Origin of the sequence: Stenotrophomonas sp. 57, from assembly GCF_030291075.1 — a bacterium.
GTDB lineage: Bacteria > Pseudomonadota > Gammaproteobacteria > Xanthomonadales > Xanthomonadaceae > Stenotrophomonas.
Genome location: NZ_CP127407.1, coordinates 1,643,810 through 1,661,152 on the forward strand (window position 1 = coordinate 1,643,810; position 17,343 = coordinate 1,661,152).

General features: G+C 66.5%; 20 protein-coding genes. 16 read left to right on the plus strand and 4 right to left on the minus strand.

Annotation, left to right across the window (positions count from 1 at the left end):
- Positions 1–88: 88 nt before the first annotated feature.
- On the minus strand, positions 89–1,978 hold the full coding sequence (gene parE, locus QP512_RS07610) for a DNA topoisomerase IV subunit B (RefSeq protein ID WP_286071579.1): 1,890 nt from the start codon (positions 1,976–1,978) through the stop codon (positions 89–91).
- Between the two features lie 172 nt (positions 1,979–2,150).
- On the opposite strand from parE, the gene QP512_RS07615 reads away from it, so the two are divergent.
- From QP512_RS07615 to truD, 10 genes are all read left to right on the plus strand, one after another.
- Positions 2,151–2,384 carry a hypothetical protein gene (locus QP512_RS07615; protein ID WP_286071580.1) on the plus strand — a complete coding sequence of 78 codons (234 nt, stop codon included), beginning with the start codon at positions 2,151–2,153 and terminating at the stop codon, positions 2,382–2,384.
- 400 nt (positions 2,385–2,784) lie between these two features.
- On the plus strand, positions 2,785–4,449 hold the full coding sequence (locus tag QP512_RS07620; protein ID WP_005408998.1) for a CTP synthase: 1,665 nt from the start codon (positions 2,785–2,787) through the stop codon (positions 4,447–4,449).
- An 89-nt stretch (positions 4,450–4,538) separates the two neighbouring features.
- Positions 4,539–5,369 carry a 3-deoxy-8-phosphooctulonate synthase gene (gene kdsA / locus QP512_RS07625; RefSeq protein WP_010485995.1) on the plus strand — a complete coding sequence of 277 codons (831 nt, stop codon included), beginning with the start codon at positions 4,539–4,541 and terminating at the stop codon, positions 5,367–5,369.
- Complete coding sequence (locus tag QP512_RS07630; RefSeq protein WP_286071581.1) at positions 5,366–5,713, plus strand: hypothetical protein; 348 nt, start codon at positions 5,366–5,368, stop codon at positions 5,711–5,713. The genes kdsA and QP512_RS07630 overlap by 4 nt, the downstream gene beginning before the upstream one ends.
- The gene (locus QP512_RS07635; protein ID WP_286071582.1) at positions 5,713–6,042 is read left to right on the plus strand and encodes a hypothetical protein; all 330 of its coding nucleotides are present in this window, start codon (positions 5,713–5,715) and stop codon (positions 6,040–6,042) included. Before QP512_RS07630 ends, QP512_RS07635 begins: the two co-directional genes overlap by 1 nt.
- 96 nt (positions 6,043–6,138) lie before the next feature.
- Positions 6,139–7,431, plus strand: a complete 1,293-nt coding sequence (gene eno / locus QP512_RS07640) for a phosphopyruvate hydratase (protein WP_286071583.1) — start codon at positions 6,139–6,141, stop codon at positions 7,429–7,431.
- 4 nt (positions 7,432–7,435) lie between these two features.
- The gene (gene ftsB / locus QP512_RS07645) at positions 7,436–7,789 is read left to right on the plus strand and encodes a cell division protein FtsB (RefSeq protein WP_019338191.1); all 354 of its coding nucleotides are present in this window, start codon (positions 7,436–7,438) and stop codon (positions 7,787–7,789) included.
- Positions 7,786–8,484, plus strand: coding sequence for a 2-C-methyl-D-erythritol 4-phosphate cytidylyltransferase (ispD, locus tag QP512_RS07650; RefSeq protein ID WP_286071585.1), 699 nt, complete (start codon positions 7,786–7,788; stop codon positions 8,482–8,484). Before ftsB ends, ispD begins: the two co-directional genes overlap by 4 nt.
- 34 nt (positions 8,485–8,518) lie before the next feature.
- Positions 8,519–9,016 carry a 2-C-methyl-D-erythritol 2,4-cyclodiphosphate synthase gene (gene ispF / locus QP512_RS07655; protein WP_286071587.1) on the plus strand — a complete coding sequence of 166 codons (498 nt, stop codon included), beginning with the start codon at positions 8,519–8,521 and terminating at the stop codon, positions 9,014–9,016.
- Positions 9,013–10,044: a tRNA pseudouridine(13) synthase TruD gene (truD, locus tag QP512_RS07660; RefSeq protein WP_286071589.1), complete on the plus strand. Its 1,032-nt coding sequence runs from the start codon at positions 9,013–9,015 to the stop codon at positions 10,042–10,044. Before ispF ends, truD begins: the two co-directional genes overlap by 4 nt.
- An 82-nt stretch (positions 10,045–10,126) precedes the next feature.
- Here truD and QP512_RS07665 read toward each other — a convergent pair whose 3' ends face one another.
- Positions 10,127–10,666, minus strand: a complete 540-nt coding sequence (locus QP512_RS07665) for a Smr/MutS family protein (protein ID WP_286071590.1) — start codon at positions 10,664–10,666, stop codon at positions 10,127–10,129.
- A gap of 208 nt (positions 10,667–10,874) precedes the next feature.
- Between QP512_RS07665 and surE the strand changes: the two genes are divergently transcribed.
- Genes surE through QP512_RS07685 form a run of 4 tightly spaced genes read left to right on the plus strand, consistent with a single transcriptional unit; the run spans position 10,875 to position 13,747 of the window.
- The gene (gene surE / locus QP512_RS07670) at positions 10,875–11,654 is read left to right on the plus strand and encodes a 5'/3'-nucleotidase SurE (RefSeq protein ID WP_286071591.1); all 780 of its coding nucleotides are present in this window, start codon (positions 10,875–10,877) and stop codon (positions 11,652–11,654) included.
- On the plus strand, positions 11,651–12,328 hold the full coding sequence (locus tag QP512_RS07675; RefSeq protein ID WP_049429575.1) for a protein-L-isoaspartate(D-aspartate) O-methyltransferase: 678 nt from the start codon (positions 11,651–11,653) through the stop codon (positions 12,326–12,328). The genes surE and QP512_RS07675 overlap by 4 nt, the downstream gene beginning before the upstream one ends.
- Positions 12,329–12,347: 19 nt before the next feature.
- Positions 12,348–12,962 carry a YqaA family protein gene (locus QP512_RS07680; protein WP_286071592.1) on the plus strand — a complete coding sequence of 205 codons (615 nt, stop codon included), beginning with the start codon at positions 12,348–12,350 and terminating at the stop codon, positions 12,960–12,962.
- Positions 12,959–13,747, plus strand: coding sequence for a peptidoglycan DD-metalloendopeptidase family protein (locus tag QP512_RS07685; protein WP_286071593.1), 789 nt, complete (start codon positions 12,959–12,961; stop codon positions 13,745–13,747). The genes QP512_RS07680 and QP512_RS07685 overlap by 4 nt, the downstream gene beginning before the upstream one ends.
- A gap of 138 nt (positions 13,748–13,885) precedes the next feature.
- Here the strand turns inward: QP512_RS07685 and QP512_RS07690 are convergent, their stop codons facing one another.
- Both QP512_RS07690 and yhbY read right to left on the minus strand, forming a co-directional pair.
- Entirely contained in the window at positions 13,886–14,260 is a 375-nt protein-coding gene (locus tag QP512_RS07690) for an Mth938-like domain-containing protein (RefSeq protein ID WP_286071594.1), read from the minus strand.
- Positions 14,261–14,273: 13 nt separating this feature from the next.
- A complete protein-coding gene (yhbY, locus tag QP512_RS07695; protein WP_286071595.1) occupies positions 14,274–14,579 on the minus strand; it encodes a ribosome assembly RNA-binding protein YhbY in 306 nt (101 codons plus the stop codon).
- Positions 14,580–14,644: 65 nt separating this feature from the next.
- Here yhbY and rlmE point away from each other — a divergent pair, with 65 nt between their 5' ends.
- Positions 14,645–15,277 carry a 23S rRNA (uridine(2552)-2'-O)-methyltransferase RlmE gene (rlmE, locus tag QP512_RS07700; RefSeq protein ID WP_005409014.1) on the plus strand — a complete coding sequence of 211 codons (633 nt, stop codon included), beginning with the start codon at positions 14,645–14,647 and terminating at the stop codon, positions 15,275–15,277.
- Between the two features lie 69 nt (positions 15,278–15,346).
- Positions 15,347–17,281, plus strand: a complete 1,935-nt coding sequence (gene ftsH, locus QP512_RS07705; protein ID WP_286071596.1) for an ATP-dependent zinc metalloprotease FtsH — start codon at positions 15,347–15,349, stop codon at positions 17,279–17,281.
- The last annotated feature ends 62 nt before the right edge of the window (positions 17,282–17,343 follow it).

The window sequence follows — 17,343 nt, forward strand, 5'->3', positions numbered from 1 at the left end:
TCTGTAGAGCCGAGCCGATGCTCGGCTGCCCGGCACGACGCGGAATGCAGCCGAGCGTGGGCTCGGCTCTACAGGAGGGTTGCGGGAGTTAGACTTCCAGCGAGGCCAGGTCGCCCTTCGACTCCAGCCAGCCCTTGCGGTCGGAGGCGCGCTTCTTGGCCAGCAGCATGTCCATCAGCGAACTTGTCTGTTCGCGATCGTCCACGGTCAGCTGCACCAGGCGGCGCGTATCGGGGTGGATGGTCGACTCGCGCAGCTGCGGCGGATTCATCTCGCCCAGGCCCTTGAAGCGGGTCACATTGATGGCGCCCTTGATCTTCTCGCGTTCGATCTTGTCCAGCATCGAGCGCTTTTCTTCTTCGTCCAGGGCGTAGAACACCTGCTTGCCCACGTCGATGCGGAACAGCGGCGGCATCGCCACGAACACGTGGCCGGCATCGACCAGCGCCGGGAAGTGCTTCAGGAACAGTGCGGTCAGCAGCGTTGCGATGTGCAGGCCGTCGGAGTCCGCGTCGGCCAGGATGATGACCTTGCCGTAGCGCAGGCCGCTGATGTCATCCTTGCCCGGGTCGCAGCCGATGGCGATGGCCAGGTTGTGCACTTCTTCCGAGGCCAGCACGCTGTTGGACGAAACTTCCCAGGTGTTCAGGATCTTGCCGCGCAGCGGCATGATGGCCTGGAAGTCCTTGTCGCGGGCCTGCTTGGCGCTGCCGCCTGCCGAATCACCTTCCACCAGGAACAGCTCGGTGCGCGACAGGTCCTGGCTGATGCAGTCGGCCAGCTTGCCGGGCAGCGCCGGGCCCTGGGTGACTTTCTTGCGGACGACCAGCTTCTCGGACTTCAGGCGCGCACTGGCGCGCTCGATGGCGATCTGCGCGATCTTCTCCCCCAGCTCCACGTTCTGGTTCAGCAGCAGGCTGAACGCATCGTGGGCGGCGCCTTCAACGAAACCGGCGGCCTGGCGCGAGGACAGGCGTTCCTTGGTCTGGCCGCTGAACTGCGGGTCGGTCATCTTCAGTGACAGCACGAACGACACGCGGTCCCACACGTCTTCCGGGGCCAGCTTGACGCCACGCGGCAGTAGGTTGCGGAAGTCGCAGAACTCGCGCAGCGCCTCGGTCAGGCCGGTACGCAGGCCGTTGACATGGGTGCCGTGCTGGGCGGTGGGAATCAGGTTGACGTAGCTTTCCTGCACCAGCTCGCCTTCCGGCAGCCAGGCCACGGCCCAGTCCACCACCTCGGTGTCCTTCTTCAGGTTGCCGACGAACAGGTCGGCCGGCAGCGATTCGCGCTCGCCCAGCTCCAGCTTCAGGTAATCGCGCAGGCCGTCTTCGTAGTACCAGGTGTCGACTTCACCGGTGGCCTCGTCGGTCAGCTTGACGGTCAGGCCCGGGCACAGCACGGCCTTGGCGCGAAGCAGGTGCTTGAGCGCGCGCACCGCGAACTTCGGCGTATCGAAGTACTTCGGATCCGGCCAGAAGCGCACGCGGGTACCGGTGTTCTTCTTGCCGACGCTGCCGACCACTTCCAGCGGGGTAGCGCGGTCGCCGTTGCGGAAGGTGATGCGGTGTTCGGCACCTTCGCGCTTGATGTGCACTTCCACCAGGGTCGACAGCGCGTTGACCACGCTGACGCCGACGCCGTGCAGGCCGCCGGAGAAGGTGTAGTTGTTGTTGCTGAACTTGCCGCCCGCATGCAGGCGGGTGAGGATCAGCTCGACACCGGGGATCTTCTCTTCCGGATGGATGTCCACCGGCATGCCGCGGCCGTCATCGCTGACTTCCACGCTGCCGTCCTTGTACAGGGTGATCTCGATCGAGCGGGCGTGGCCGGCGAGGGCCTCGTCCACCGAGTTGTCGATCACTTCCTGCGCCAGGTGGTTCGGGCGCGCGGTGTCGGTATACATGCCGGGACGGCGCTTGACCGGGTCAAGGCCGGACAGGACTTCAATATCGGCGGCGTTATAGCGGGCGTTCATCTATCTTCTAAAGCGCGGAGCGACGCGCAAGTGTGCGGTCTGTGCGGCGAATTTGCACGCCTGCGGTTCAGCCTCGGCGGCGGGGAGGGGGTAAAATGGCAGTCGCTGGAGTCTGAACGCCGGCGACCCCCGTTGGGTCGAAACATCCAAGCCATACCGCGAGGAAGACCTCATGAAGAAGTTGCTGACCATTGCGATCCTGGCCGCCGCCGCCGTTGCAGTGCCGATGGTGGTGGCGCAGAACGCCGGCCAGCCGGCCCCGCAGCAGGGTGACCAGGCCGATAAGGCACAGGCTGAAGCCGATGCCAAGGCCAAGCGCCGCGCCCAGGCCAATGCCGAAATGAAGGCGCAGGGCCAGCCGGCCCCGCAGCAGGAAGAGGAAGAAGAGGCGAGGAAGAAGAAGTAACGCTTCCGCGCTCTGAAGCCCTTGCCGCAAGGGATTCGCCCCCCGACGCCCCGCCCAGCGGGGCGTTTCTTTTGGGGGATGGCCGCAACTGCCTCTTGGGTTGGCGGCCATCAATCTGTAAACTATGGCTTTCCGGGAGCAAGTGCGTGTCCACCCTTTGCGAATGGGCTGGCACGACCATGCGTGGTCGCCAGCAATGCGGGTCGCAGGTGACGGTCGATTTGACCGGCACGGCCGCCCCGACCTCGCAGGGTGGTCCCCGTCCGGCGCCTGCCGCCGCACGGCCCAGCACCTCCCTCGCTGCCCCAGCGAACCGGAAAACCCCCTTCAAGCTCCATGCCCGCCCTCCGGGTGCGCGTGGTGTTGCCGTTTTCCATTTCCAGACAGGATGCTTGCAGCCATGACTCCCTTGATTTTCGTAACCGGCGGCGTGGTGTCCTCGCTCGGCAAAGGCATTGCCGCTGCGTCACTGGCCGCCATTCTCGAAGCCCGTGGCCTGAAGGTCACGATGATGAAGCTCGACCCGTACATCAACGTCGACCCGGGCACCATGAGCCCGTTCCAGCACGGTGAGGTCTACGTCACCGACGACGGCGCCGAGACCGACCTCGACCTGGGCCACTACGAGCGCTTCGTGCGCACCCGCCTGAGCCGCAAGAACTCGGTCACCACCGGCCGCATCTACGAGAACGTGATCCGCAAGGAGCGCCGCGGCGATTACCTGGGCGCGACTGTGCAGGTCATTCCGCACATCACCGACGAGATCCGCCGCTGCATCGATGAAGCCACCGAAGGCTACGACGTGGCCCTGGTCGAGATCGGCGGTACCGTCGGCGACATCGAGTCGCTGCCGTTCCTGGAAGCGATCCGCCAGGTGCGCACCGAGCGCGGCCCGGAGAAGGCGCTGTTCATGCACCTCACCCTGGTGCCGTACATCGGCGCCGCCGGCGAGCTGAAGACCAAGCCGACCCAGCACTCGGTGAAGGAACTGCGCTCGATCGGCATCCAGCCGGACGTGCTGCTTTGCCGTTCGGAACAGGCGGTGCCGGATTCGGAGCGCCGCAAGATCGCCCAGTTCACCAACGTGTCCGAACGCGCGGTGATCAGCGTGCCGGACGTGGACGTGCTGTACCGCATCCCGTCGGGCCTGCATGCACAGGGTCTGGACGAGATCGTGGTCAATCAGCTGAAGCTGGCCGACAAGGCGGGCCCGGTTGATCTGTCGATGTGGGAAGACGCGGTCGATGCGACCCTGCACCCGCTGGACGAAGTGACCATCGCCGTGGTCGGCAAGTACGTCGATCACCAGGACGCCTACAAGTCGGTCGGCGAAGCGCTGAAGCATGGCGGCCTGCGCCAGCGCACCAAGGTCAACCTGAAGTGGCTGGAAGCACAGGACCTGGAAGGCACCGACATGGCTGCACTGGCGGATGTCGACGGCATCCTGGTGCCGGGTGGCTTCGGTGACCGTGGTTTCGAAGGCAAGGTGCTGACCTCGAAGTTCGCCCGCGAGCAGCAGGTGCCGTACTTCGGTATCTGCTACGGCATGCAGGCGGCCGTTGTCGACTACGCGCGCAACGTGGTGGGCCTGGAAGGTGCCAACAGCACCGAGAACGACCGCCAGTCGCCGAACCCGGTGATCGGCCTGATCACCGAATGGCGCACCGCTACCGGCGATGTCGAGAAGCGCGACGACAAGAGCGACCTCGGCGGCACCATGCGCCTGGGCCTGCAGGAACAACGCCTGAAGCCGGGCACGCTGGCCCGCGAACTGTACGGCAAGGACGTCGTCGCCGAGCGCCATCGCCACCGTTACGAGTTCAACAACCGTTACCGCACCCAGCTGGAAGATGCTGGCCTGGTGATCGCCGGCAAGTCGATGGACGACACCCTGGTGGAAGTGGTCGAACTGCCGCGCGACGCGCACCCGTGGTTCCTGGCCTGCCAGGCGCACCCGGAATTCCTGTCCACGCCGCGTGACGGCCACCCGCTGTTCATCGGTTTCATCCGTGCCGCGCGCGAGCGCAAGGCCGGCGGCAAGCTGCTTTCCGAAGCGCGCGCCTGACTTGTGAATGGGGGCTTCGGCCCCCATCCTGCATGCTTCAACCCCCAGCGCACCGGCCCGTCCGGTGCTGCGGACAACAAGGAAACGCCATGAAACTGTGTGGATTCGAGGTCGGGCTGGACCAGCCCCTGTTCCTGATCGCCGGCCCCTGCGTGATCGAGTCGATGCAGCTGCAGCTTGATACCGCCGGCAAGCTGAAGGAGATCACCGACAAGCTCGGTGTGAACTTCATCTTCAAGTCCAGCTTCGACAAGGCCAACCGCACCTCGGGCACCGCCTTCCGCGGCCCGGGCATGGAAGAGGGCCTGAAGGTCCTGGCCGAGGTCAAGAAGCAGATCGGCGTGCCGGTGCTGACCGACGTTCACGAATACACCCCGATGGACGAAGTGGCCTCGGTGGTGGACGTGCTGCAGACCCCGGCGTTCCTCGTCCGCCAGACCGACTTCATCCGCAAGGTGTGCTCGGCCGGCAAGCCCGTCAACATCAAGAAGGGCCAGTTCCTGGCGCCGTGGGACATGAAGCCGGTCGTGGAGAAGGCCAAGGCCACCGGCAACGAGCAGATCATGGTCTGCGAGCGCGGTGCCAGCTTCGGCTACAACAACCTGGTCAGCGACATGCGTTCGCTGGCGGTGATGCGCGAGACCGGTTGCCCGGTGGTGTTCGACGCCACCCATTCGGTGCAGCTGCCGGGTGGGCAGGGCACCAGTTCCGGTGGCCAGCGTGAGCACGTGCCGGTTCTGGCCCGTGCCGCCGTGGCGGTGGGCATCTCCGGCCTGTTCGCCGAGACCCATCCAGACCCGTCCAAGGCGCTGTCCGATGGCCCCAATGCATGGCCGCTGGACCAGATGGAAGCGCTGCTCGAGACCCTGATGGAACTCGATGCGGTGACCAAGAAGCACGGCTTCTCGCGCTTCGCGTGAGTCGTGACCCGTGGCTGGCGCTGGAAAACCAGCGCCGCCGCCGGCACTGGAAGCAGTGGCCGTGGGGCTTGATCGCACTGGCCCTGGCCGCGCTGTTCACCGTGGGTATGTTCGGGCTGGTGCTGATCGGCGCAGCGTCCGTGCGCCCACCGGGTGATGGCGGCAGCGCGCTCAATCTGCGCGCGTACTTCATTGCGCTGCTGGTTGCAGAGCTGGTCGGCGCCGTGGGATGCGTCGTTGCCGCCGCACTGGCTTGGCGCCTGAACCGTGGCAAGGTGGCCGCCGGGTTGGCGATCATCCTGCTGTCGCTGTGGCTTGGTGCCCTGTTCTACGGGCTGTTCTGATGAATGCGACCCTGGCAACCCGTGATCGGCCCTGGGGCCTGATCGCGCTGGCGCTGGCTGTTCTTGCCTGGGCCGGCCTGGTGGCAGCTGTATTCGCCTTCGCCGCCAGTTTCGGTTCGCCCGGGGATGGCAGCCATGGCATGCAGGCCATGCAGTACTGGATCCTGGCTGCACTGGCCGTGCTCGTGCTGTCCTTCCTTGGCAGCCTGGTGGCGATGGTGATGGCCTGGCGTTGCCGCCGCGGCGGCGTAGTGGCCGCCATTGCCGGTGGCCTGCTGGTGGTGATGATGTCGTTGATCCTGATGGTGATCGGGGCCACTCTGGCCTGACGGCGCCCGCGCCATTTGGCAAGTGGCGGGCAGCCGGGGATAATCACGCGGCATTCGTTTTGTCGCCCCCTCTCCAGACAGGTAACCGGCCCGACCATGAGTACGATCCGCAGCATCCACGCCCGTGAAATCCTCGACAGCCGTGGCAACCCCACGCTGGAAGCCGAAGTCATCCTGGAGGACGGTTCGTTCGGTCGTGCCGCGGTTCCCTCCGGCGCCTCGACCGGCACCAAGGAAGCGGTCGAGCTGCGTGACGGCGACAAGACCCGTTACCTGGGCAAGGGCGTGCGCAAGGCCGTCGACAACGTCAACACCACGATTGCCGCCGCGCTGAAGGGCTTCGAGGCCACCGACCAGGCCGGCCTCGACCGTCGCCTGATCGACCTCGACGGCACCGAGAACAAGGGCCGCCTGGGCGCCAACGCACTGCTGGGTGTTTCGATGGCCGCCGCGCATGCCGCCGCCGCATCGGGCAAGCAGGCACTGTGGCAGTACCTGGCCGCCAAGACCGGCGTGACCCCGTCGCTGCCGGTGCCGATGATGAACATCATCAACGGCGGTGCGCATGCCGACAACAACGTCGACTTCCAGGAGTTCATGGTGCTGCCGGTCGGCTTCACCTCGTTCTCCGAAGCGCTGCGCGCCGGTACCGAAATCTTCCAGTCGCTGAAGTCGGTGCTGAAGGGCCACGGCCTGAGCACGGCGGTCGGCGACGAAGGCGGCTTCGCGCCGGACTTCCGCAGCAACGTCGAAGCGCTGGACACCATCCTCGAAGCGATCGGCAAGGCCGGCTACACCGCCGGTGAAGACGTGCTGCTGGGCCTGGACGTGGCTTCCAGCGAGTTCTTCGAGAACGGCAAGTACAACCTGGTCGGCGAGAACAAGCGCCTGACCTCCGAGCAGTTCGTCGACTTCCTCGCCGACTGGGCCGCGCAGTACCCGATCATCACCATTGAAGATGGCCTGGCCGAGAACGACTGGGCCGGCTGGAAGCTGCTGACCGACCGCATCGGCAAGAAGGTGCAGCTGGTCGGCGACGACCTGTTCGTGACCAACCCGAAGATCTTCCAGGAAGGCATCGACTCGGGCACCGCCAACGCGATCCTGATCAAGGTCAACCAGATCGGCACCCTGAGCGAAACCCTGGAAGCGATCGCCATGGCCGATCGCGCCGGCTATGCCGCCGTGGTCTCGCACCGCTCGGGCGAAACCGAAGACACCACCATCGCCGACATCGCCGTGGCCACCACCGCCACCCAGATCAAGACCGGCTCGCTGTGCCGCAGCGATCGCGTGGCCAAGTACAACCAGCTGCTGCGCATCGAGGAAGCCCTCGGCGCCGGCGCGCGTTACGCCGGTCGTGACGCGTTCGTTTCGCTGAAGCGCTGAGCCGATGCGCGACTGGCGCTGGATGCTGCTGGTGCTGGCCCTGCTGCTGGGCTGGCTGCAGTACCGCTTCTGGTTCGGTCCGGGCAATTCGGGTGAAGTGATGATGCTCGAAGCCCAGGTCGCCAACCAGGAGCGGGACAATGAGGGCCTGCAGCAGCGCAATGATGCGCTGGCTGCCGAAGTGAAGGACCTCAAGGAAGGCCAGTCCGCCATCGAGGAACGCGCGCGCAGCGAGCTCGGCATGATCAAGCCTGGCGAAAAGTTCTACCGCGTGGTCGAGGATGCGCCGGTGCATCCGGCGCAGCCTGCGGCGAGCGTCAGCGCGCAGGTCGGCGAGCACCCGGCGGACGTGCCATGAGTGCGGCCATCTGGGTCGTGGTTCCGGCTGCTGGGCGTGGCACCCGCTTCGGCGCGCCGTTGCCCAAGCAGTACCTGCAGGCAGGTGGGCAGATCCTGCTTGCCCATACCCTGGACGCCCTGCTGGCGCACCCGGCCGTGGCCGGGGCGATGGTGGTGATCGGCCAGGACGACGCCGACTGGCCCGGCTGGAACAAGTGGGCGGGCAAGCCGGTGCTGACCTGCATCGGTGGCGCGACCCGTGCCGCTTCGGTGCTGGCTGGCCTGCAGGCGCTGCCGGAGACGGTGCGTGCTGATGAGTTCGTACTGGTCCACGATGCCGCGCGGCCGAACCTTTCTCCGGCCGATCTCGGCCGCCTGCTTGAGGTCGGCCGTGCCGACCCGGTCGGCGCAATCCTGGCTGCCCCGGTGCGCGACACGCTCAAGCGTGCGGGTGACGACGGTGGCATCGATGGCACCGAACCGCGCGAGCGCCTGTGGCGCGCATTGACCCCCCAGTTGTTCCGCCGTCACCAGCTCAGTCGCGCGCTGTCCGACGCCGCTGCCGCCGGTGTCGAAGTCACCGACGAGGCCATGGCCATGGAGCGCCAGGGCCAGCGCCCGCTGCTGGTGGAAGGCAGCGAGGACAACTTCAAGGTCACCACCCCGGCCGATCTGGACCGGTTCGAATTCGTACTTTCCCGCCGCGCCAGCTGAATGCCCGCGCGGCCCTGCTGCAAGGGTTGCATCCATGAGCACCGCACCGTTCCCGCCCGTCCGCATCGGCCAGGGCTACGACGTCCATGCCTTCGGCGAAGGCGATCACATCATGCTTGGCGGCGTGAACGTTCCACACAGTTGTGGCGTGCTTGCGCACAGCGATGGCGACGTGATCCTGCACGCCTTGTGCGATGCGATGCTCGGTGCGCTGGCGCTGGGTGACATCGGCCAGCATTTCCCGCCCAGTGACGACCGCTGGAAGGGCGCCGACAGCAGCGATTTCGTGCGCCATTGCGACAGCCTGCTGCGCGAGCGCGGCTGGCGTGTCAGCAACACCGACATCACCGTGATCTGCGAGCGGCCCAAGGTCGGCCCGCATGCGCTGGCCATGCGTGAGCGCATCGGCGGACTGCTGCAGTTGCCGCTGGATGCGGTCAGCGTCAAGGCCACCACCTCGGAAAAGCTGGGCTTCACCGGCCGTGGTGAAGGCATTGCCGCACAGGCGGTCGTGTTGCTGGTGGCGGCATGATCCCGTTGCCGCTCGCGTTCGGTGCACCGTTGTTGACGGCGCGCATCCGCACCACGCCGGACGATTTCCAGGTGGATGAACTGCCGGCCTTCGAGGCCACCGGTGAAGGCGAGCACCTGTTGCTGCATATCCGCAAGCGCGGTGCCAACACCGTGCATGTGGCAAAGCTGCTGGCCAAGTGGGCCGGCCTGCCGGAAATGGCGGTCAGCTACGCCGGCATGAAGGATCGTCACGCGGTCACCACCCAGCGTTTCAGCGTGCACCTGCCCAAGCGCGTCGCGCCGGACCTGGCCGAGCTCGCCAGTGACGAGATGGAAGTGCTCGAAGCGACCTGGCACAACCGCAAGCTGCAGCGTGGCGCACTGGCCGGCAACCGCTTCAGGCTGGTGCTGCGTGAAGTGCAGGGCGATGCCGCCGCGATCAGCGAGCGCCTGCAGCAGATTGCCGCGCGCGGTCTGCCGAACTGGTTCGGCGAGCAACGCTTTGGCCGCGACGGCGGCAACGTGCCGGCCGCACTGGCGATGTTCGGTGGCCGCCGCATGCGCAAGGATCAGCGCTCGCTGCTGCTGTCAGCCGCCCGCTCGGCGCTGTTCAATCGCGTGCTGGCCGCGCGCGTGGAGCAGGGCAACTGGGATCAGCCGCTGGAGGGGGAAGTGTGGATGCTCGATGGCAGCCGCAGCGTGTTCGGCCCCGAGCCGTACACCGATGTGCTGGCCGAGCGCCTGGCGCGTTTCGACATCCATCCCAGCGCGCCGCTGTGGGGCGAAGGCGAGCTGCGCAGCGCCGACGCTGCACGTGAGCTGGAGCTGGCCGCGCTGGACGACGACGAGTCGAAGGCACTGCGGGCCGGCCTGGAAGATGCGCGCCTGAAACAGGAGCGCCGCGCGTTGCGCCTGCGCCCGGCGTTGCTGCAGCATCAGTGGCTGGCCGACGACGTGCTGGAACTGTCGTTTGCGTTGCCGCCCGGCTGCTACGCCACCGCCGTGCTGCACGAGCTCGGCCCTGTCGAAGACGCCTCGCAGGCCTGAGCAGGGCGCGCGGTTTTCGCGTGCCGCTGGAAGAGCAGTCGACTGACAGTCGACTCTACCTGGAGACAGAGCGTCCCCTTCTTTACCGCCGCGCCAGCAACACCAGCACCGCGCCAGTACCGCCTTGCCCGGTCGGCGCCGAATGGAACGCCAGTACGTCGTTGCGCAGCCGCAGCAGGCGGTCGACCAGGTTCTTCAGTACAGGCGCGCCAGCGTCGGACTGCAATCCCTTGCCGTGGATGATGCGCACGCAGCCGTACTCATGTGCATGCGCTTCCAGCAGAAACTGGCGCAGCAGCGTCTCCGCCTGCGCGGCGGTGGCACCATGCAGGTCCAGTTCGTCCTGCACCGAATACTGGCCACGCTTCAGGCGCTGGAACAGGCGCGGTGGCAGGTTGTCGCGGCGATAGCTGGCCACGTCGCCGGCTTCCAGCGGCGTGCTGTCGCGCAGCAGCCGGGCGAACTCGCCGGCGGCTTCGGCCTCGTCGCGTTCGGCCATGCGCGCGCGCGGTTTCGGCCGGGGCGCGGCAGGGGCCGGCTCGGCATCCTTGCGCAGCGGCGTCACTTCGCCGATGGCCGCACGGAACAATGCGGCGGGATCTTCGTCTTCTGGGTGCGACATGCGCACAGGGTAAACCGCCGGCGCAGGTCTGCCTATGACGGTTCGATGTCGGTCGTGACCGCCGGCAGGGTAGGACCGGCGGCTCGCATGCGGCACAATAGATGATGCCCTTGCAGGGTCGACGGCTTCGGAAGGGAGCACGACGGTCCCGCCCACACTGCACGGTGACGGAATCGAATTCTTGGAAAATCAAGCGGTTAAATCGAAGATGCGAATCCTGGTGAGTAACGACGACGGTGTCGACGCCGCAGGCATCCGGATGCTGGCCTCGGTACTGCGCGAGGCTGGGCACGAAGTCACGGTGGTCGCACCCGACCGCGATCGCTCCGGCGCCAGCAACTCACTGACCCTGGACCTGCCGATCCGCCTCAAGCGCATCGACCATTACACCGTCTCGGTGGCCGGTACGCCCACCGACTGCGTGCACCTGGCGCTGACCGGCCTGCTTGAATTCGAGCCCGATATTGTCGTGTCCGGCATCAACAATGCCGCCAACCTCGGCGATGACGTGATCTATTCCGGCACAGTCTCGGCGGCGATGGAAGGCCGTTTCCTCGGCCTGCCGGCCGTCGCTGTTTCACTGGTCAGCCGCAATCACGACCCGAAGCATTTCGAGACCGCTGCGCGCGCCGCGGTCGAGATCGTTGCCCGGCTCAAGGCCGATCCGCTGCCCGCCGACACCATCCTCAACGTCAACGTGCCGGACCTGCCGTGGAACGAGGTCAAGGGCTTCGAGGTCACGCGCTTGGGCAACCGCCATCGCGCCGAAGGCTGCATCGCGCAGAAGGACCCGCGCGGCAACGAGGTCTACTGGATCGGCCCGGCCGGTCGTGAGCAGGACTCCGGCCCCGGCACCGATTTCCACGCGGTACGCACCGGCCGCATCTCGATCACCCCGATCCAGGTCGACCTGACCCGCTACCAGGCCCTGGAGAAGGTGGCCAGCTGGGTCGGCGGCCTCAGCGCCGCGCTGGACCAGCCGGCATGAGCCCACGCTTGCGCCTGCAGCCGGAAGCCGTCGGTATCGGCATGACCTCGCAGCGCGTGCGTGACCGCCTGGTCGATCGCCTGCGCGAAGCCGGCATTGTCGACGAGTCGACCTTGAATGCGATCCGGGTGGTGCCGCGTCATCTGTTCATCGATGAGGCGCTGGCCTCGCGTGCCTACGAAGACACGGCCCTGCCGATCGGCCACGGCCAGACCATCTCCCAGCCGTGGGTGGTGGCGCGCATGACCGAAGCCGTGCTGCAGGTATCACCGAAGAAGGTGCTGGAAGTCGGAACCGGCTCCGGCTACCAGGCCGCCGTGCTCGGCGCGCTGGGCCTGGAGATCTACACCGTCGAGCGCATCGGCGACCTGCTGCGGCAGGCACGCAAGCGCTTCCGCGCACTGGGCATGAACATCCGCACCAAGCATGACGACGGCCGTGCCGGCTGGGCCGAACATGGCCCGTTCGATGCCATCGTGGTCACTGCAGCTGCACCGGCGCTGGTCGATGAGCTGGTCGGGCAGCTGGCCGAGGGCGGCCGCCTGGTCGCGCCGGTTGGCGGTCCGGGCGGACAGTCGCTGGTGCAGTTGGACCGCAAGGCTGATGGCAGCATCGAACAACGCGTGCTGGCGCCGGTCACGTTCGTGCCGCTGCTGTCCGGCATGCTCGACTAATCCACGGAGCAGGGTTTGCATGAAGATTTTCGGGCCGCTGTACGAGCGGGCGATGAAGTGGGCGGCGCACGAACGCGCGCCGACCTACCTGACAGTGCTGAGCTTCTTTGAAGCGATCATCTTCCCGGTGATGCCGGAGGTGATGCTGGCGCCGATGTGCGTGGCCCAGCCCAAGCGCGGCTGGTGGTTCGCCACCCTCAGCCTGGCCGGCTCGATGGTCGGGGCGGTGGTCGGCTACGCGCTGGGCCACTTCGCCTTCGAAGCGATCAAGCCGCTGTTCGAAGCGCTGGGCATGCTGCCGGCGATCGAGCAGGGCATCACCACCGTGCAGGCGAAGATGGCCGAGTCGCCGTGGGCGGTGTTCACCTTCCTGGTACTGGGCGGTTTCATGCCCATCCCGATGAAGGTCTTCACGTGGGCATCGGGTATCGTCGGCGTACCGATGCCGCAGTATCTGTTGAGCATGCTGATCGGTCGTGGCAAGCGCGTGTACGTGCTGGCCGCGGTCATTCGTATCGGTGGTGCGCGTGCCGAAGCGGCGCTGCGCCGCTGGATTGAACCGCTGGGCTGGATCGCCACTGCGTTGGTGGTGGTGCTGGTCGCCTGGCTTGTATGGAGGTCGAAGTTCGCATGAGTCCTGATCGTCTGAGCAAGGGAGTGCGCATCGGCGCGCTGGTGTTGCTGGTTTCCACCCTGGCCGCCTGCGGCACCGCCACCGTGGTCCGCCCGGGCGGCAGCGGCAGCGCCGGCGGCGGCGTGACCACGCCGAAGACCTCGGTGCCCAAGCCCGGGCAGAGCGTAGTGGTGCGCAAGGGCGATACCATCTATGCGCTGGCCCGCATCCACGACATCACTCCGGCCGACCTGATCGCCTGGAACCGCCTGGACAACCCGTCGACCATTCATCCGGGCCAGGTGATCCGCCTGTATCCGGCCGGTGCCAGCGGTGGCCGCGCGCCGACCACGGTGGTGACCCCGCCGCGTTCAGGAGGTGGCAGCACGGGCAGCACCGCGCCGACCACCACCCCGGTGGGACCGGTGAAGAGCAACATCGCCTGGCGCTGGCCGGCTGATGGCGCCATCGTCGGCCGCTACGTGGCCGGTGACGCAACCAAGCAGGGCGTGGATATCGCCGGCACCAGCGGCCAGCCGGTGAAGGCCACCGCCAATGGCGTGGTGGTGTACTCCGGTGCCGGCCTGGTCGGCTACGGCGAGCTGATCATCATCAAGCACAGTGACCAGTGGCTGTCGGCCTATGGCCACAACCGCAAGCGCCTGGTGAACGAAGGCCAGAGCGTGAAGGCCGGCGAGCAGATCGCCGAGATGGGCCGTACCGGTGCGAACCGCGACATGGTCCACTTCGAGATTCGCTACAACGGCAAGCCGGTCGACCCGCAGCAGTATCTGCCGGCGCGCTGACCAGGCAGAGACGGGTAGCGCCGGGCCGTGCCCGGCGGCTTTTCTCGCCGCGATGCGGCGCCGCCCGAGCATGGGCTCGGGCGCTACAGAGTCAAGTGTGATCCAGGGTAGCGCCGGGCCATGTCCGGCGGCACCACGTCAGCCTTCGAGAATGAAGGCGGCGGCGACCTTGCGGCCTTCGCCGGCAAGGATGTTGAAGGTGCGCGCGGCGGCCGGATTGTTCATCACTTCCAGGCCGATGCCGCGCGACAGGCAGGCCGCCATCACCACCGCCGGCGGGAACACCTGGCGGTCGCCGGTGCCGAGTACGATCAGTGCCGGGTTCAGCGCCAGGATCGGCTCCAGGTCGGCCAGCTGCAGTTCGGCGGCCTGCTTCACCGGCCAGTGCTCGACCAGCTGGTCCGGGGTCAGGAAGAAGCTGCTGGCCAGCACCAGCTCGTTGACCCGGGCTGAGCGGCCATCGGCGGCGCGCAGGCTGTAGGCGTAATCCGGCGGTTCGTGGTTCAGCTGCATGGCAGTCGAGCGATCAGCCGCGCGGCAGCACGATCTGGCGCTGTTCCTTGCTCGGACGGTACAGCACGGCGACGTGGCCGATGCGCTGCACCAGAGCACTCTCGGTGGCTTCGACGATCTCGCCGATCATCACATCCCGCGCTTCGCGGTCCTCGGCGGCGACCTTCACCTTCACCAGCTCGTGGCGCTCCAGCACTTCGTTCAGCTCAGCGATGAAGGCCGGAGTCACGCCCTTGCCGCCGGTCTGCAGCAGGGCCTTCAGGTCGTGGGCTTGGCCGCGCAGGAAACGGGTCTGGGAGGCGGTCAGGGCGGTGGGCATGCAGGAAAACACGGTTGAATGGGGGGATCAGGGTATCATGAGGACCCCATCAGCCCCTATTTTCAATGGCTACCCGCAGCAAAAGCAGCCAGCGCTGGCTCAAGGAACACTTCTCCGACCCCTTCGTGAAGAAGGCGCAGGCCGAAGGCATGCGCTCGCGCGCGGCCTACAAGCTCGAAGAGCTGCTCGAACGTGACCGGTTGCTGAAGCCACACATGGTGGTGGTCGACCTCGGCGCGGCACCGGGCGGCTGGTCTCAGCAGGTTCGGAGACAGATAGGTGACACCGGCCGCGTGCTCGCCCTGGACATCCTGGACATGCCGCCGCTGGCTGGCGTGGAGTTCCTTCACGGTGACTTCAGGGAAGAAGCCGTCCTATCGCAGTTTGAAGCCATGCTCGGGGATCAGCCGGTAGACCTTGTGCTGTCCGACATGGCCCCCAATAAGAGTGGTGTGGGCGCGGTCGACCAGCCGCGGATGATGCACCTGGCGGAGCTGGCCCTGGATTTTGCCGACAACCACCTGAAGACCGGTGGGGCGTTCCTAATCAAGCTGTTCCAGGGCGAAGGCTTTGACGACTACGTGCGCGACATGCGCCGCCGGTACGACAAGGTCTCCATCCGCAAGCCGGAAGCCTCGCGCAAGCGCTCGCCCGAGGTGTATGCCTTGGGTCAGGGAAAACGCGCCCACATGAAGTAAGCTCGCAACGTACGCAAGTTCGACCCCAACGCAACGCCAGCACTGAGAGGAACACCGGAGCCAATGAGGATGAACGACTTGACCAAGAACCTCCTGCTATGGGTGGTCGTCGCCGTCGTGCTGATGGTGGTCTTCCAGAGCTTCTCGCCCAAGTCCTCCGGGGCCGGGGCGCAGGGCGCGTCGTATTCGCAGTTCCTGGACCAGGTGGACAGCGGCAACGTGCAGAAGGTCGCCTTCGGCGGCGACATGCGCGGCGGCACCAGCCAGCTGACCTACACCACCCGCGGTGGGCAGTCGTCCACCATCACCGCGCCGTTCGATCGTGACCTGATCAACGTACTGCGTACCAAGAACGTGGAAATCGTGCAGGAGGAGCCGTCCAGCGGCATTTCCCTCGGTGCGATCCTGATGAATTTCCTGCCGGTCATCCTGATCATCGGCTTCTGGTTGTTCATCATGCGCCAGATGCAGGGCGGTGGCGGCGGTGCCAAGGGCGCGATGTCCTTCGGCAAGTCGCGGGCCAAGCTGCAGGGCGAAGACCAGATCAAGGTCACCTTTGCCGACGTCGCCGGCTGCGACGAGGCCAAGGAAGAAGTGGGCGAACTGGTCGACTTCCTGCGCGACCCGTCCAAGTTCACCAAGCTGGGCGGCAAGATTCCGCGCGGCGTGCTGATGGTGGGCCCGCCGGGTACCGGCAAGACGCTGCTGGCCAAGGCCATCGCCGGCGAAGCCAAGGTGCCGTTCTTCTCGATCTCCGGTTCGGACTTCGTGGAAATGTTCGTCGGCGTCGGCGCCAGCCGCGTGCGCGACATGTTCGAGCAGGCCAAGAAGCACGCGCCGTGCATCATCTTCATCGACGAAATCGATGCCGTCGGTCGCCACCGTGGCGCCGGCCTGGGCGGCGGTCATGATGAGCGCGAGCAGACGCTGAACCAGCTGCTGGTCGAAATGGATGGCTTCGAGGGTGGCGAAGGTGTGATCGTGATCGCCGCGACCAACCGTCCGGACGTGCTGGACCCGGCGCTGCTGCGTCCGGGCCGTTTCGACCGCCAGGTCGTGGTCGGCCTGCCGGACGTGAAGGGCCGCGAGCACATCCTGAAGGTCCACATGCGCAAGCTGCCGCTGGCCGACGACGTCGAGCCGATGGTGATCGCGCGTGGTACCCCTGGTTTCTCGGGTGCCGACCTGGCCAACCTCTGCAACGAGGCCGCCCTGTTCGCCGCGCGTGGCAACGAGAAGGAAGTCCGAATGGACCACTTCGACCGTGCCCGCGACAAGATCCTGATGGGTGCCGAGCGCCGCTCGATGGCCATGAGCGAGGAGGAGAAGACCCTCACCGCCTACCACGAGGCTGGCCACGCCATCGTCGGTCGCCTGGTGCCCGAGCATGACCCGGTCTACAAGGTCACCATCATTCCGCGCGGTCGTGCGCTGGGCGTGACCATGTACCTGCCGGAAGGCGACAAGTACTCGATGAACCGCGTGGCGATCAAGTCGCAGCTGTGCTCGCTGTACGGCGGCCGTGTCGCAGAGGAGCTGATCTTCGGTGCTGACAAGGTCACCACCGGTGCCTCCAACGACATCGAACGCGCCACCAAGATGGCCCGCAACATGGTCACCAAGTGGGGCCTGTCCGACCAGCTCGGCCCGATCGCCTATGGCGAAGAGGATGACGAGGTGTTCCTGGGTCGCTCGGTCACCCAGCACAAGAGCGTGTCCAACGACACCGCGCGCCGCATCGACGAGGAAGTGCGCAACATCCTCGACGAGGCCTACGCACGCACCACCGAGCTGATGACGGCCAACATCGACAAGCTGCACGCGATGTCGCAGCTGCTGCTGCAGTACGAGACCATCGACGCGCCGCAGATCGACGCCATCATGGAAGGCCGCGATCCGCCGCCGCCGGCCGGCTGGAGCAAGTCGAACAAGGACGGCGGCAACGACAAGGGCGGCGACGCCCGTCCGCTGCCGCCGATCGCAGGCCCGGCCGAATCGCACTGACGGCCTGCTGCACGTGACACCAGACGAGGCCGGGGCAACCCGGCCTTGTCGTTTCCGGGCCA

Coding starts and splice junctions, on each gene's coding strand:
- QP512_RS07665 (WP_286071590.1), bottom strand. CDS start 10,666: ATGTCGCACCCAGAAGACGAAGATCCCGCCGCATTGTTCCGTGCGGCC.
- parE (WP_286071579.1), bottom strand. CDS start 1,978: ATGAACGCCCGCTATAACGCCGCCGATATTGAAGTCCTGTCCGGCCTT.
- QP512_RS07675 (WP_049429575.1), top strand. CDS start 11,651: ATGAGCCCACGCTTGCGCCTGCAGCCGGAAGCCGTCGGTATCGGCATG.
- QP512_RS07690 (WP_286071594.1), bottom strand. CDS start 14,260: ATGCAGCTGAACCACGAACCGCCGGATTACGCCTACAGCCTGCGCGCC.
- QP512_RS07680 (WP_286071592.1), top strand. CDS start 12,348: ATGAAGATTTTCGGGCCGCTGTACGAGCGGGCGATGAAGTGGGCGGCG.
- QP512_RS07685 (WP_286071593.1), top strand. CDS start 12,959: ATGAGTCCTGATCGTCTGAGCAAGGGAGTGCGCATCGGCGCGCTGGTG.
- ispD (WP_286071585.1), top strand. CDS start 7,786: ATGAGTGCGGCCATCTGGGTCGTGGTTCCGGCTGCTGGGCGTGGCACC.
- ftsB (WP_019338191.1), top strand. CDS start 7,436: ATGCGCGACTGGCGCTGGATGCTGCTGGTGCTGGCCCTGCTGCTGGGC.
- rlmE (WP_005409014.1), top strand. CDS start 14,645: ATGGCTACCCGCAGCAAAAGCAGCCAGCGCTGGCTCAAGGAACACTTC.
- QP512_RS07620 (WP_005408998.1), top strand. CDS start 2,785: ATGACTCCCTTGATTTTCGTAACCGGCGGCGTGGTGTCCTCGCTCGGC.
- eno (WP_286071583.1), top strand. CDS start 6,139: ATGAGTACGATCCGCAGCATCCACGCCCGTGAAATCCTCGACAGCCGT.
- kdsA (WP_010485995.1), top strand. CDS start 4,539: ATGAAACTGTGTGGATTCGAGGTCGGGCTGGACCAGCCCCTGTTCCTG.
- QP512_RS07615 (WP_286071580.1), top strand. CDS start 2,151: ATGAAGAAGTTGCTGACCATTGCGATCCTGGCCGCCGCCGCCGTTGCA.
- QP512_RS07635 (WP_286071582.1), top strand. CDS start 5,713: ATGAATGCGACCCTGGCAACCCGTGATCGGCCCTGGGGCCTGATCGCG.
- yhbY (WP_286071595.1), bottom strand. CDS start 14,579: ATGCCCACCGCCCTGACCGCCTCCCAGACCCGTTTCCTGCGCGGCCAA.
- surE (WP_286071591.1), top strand. CDS start 10,875: ATGCGAATCCTGGTGAGTAACGACGACGGTGTCGACGCCGCAGGCATC.
- ftsH (WP_286071596.1), top strand. CDS start 15,347: ATGAACGACTTGACCAAGAACCTCCTGCTATGGGTGGTCGTCGCCGTC.
- ispF (WP_286071587.1), top strand. CDS start 8,519: ATGAGCACCGCACCGTTCCCGCCCGTCCGCATCGGCCAGGGCTACGAC.
- truD (WP_286071589.1), top strand. CDS start 9,013: ATGATCCCGTTGCCGCTCGCGTTCGGTGCACCGTTGTTGACGGCGCGC.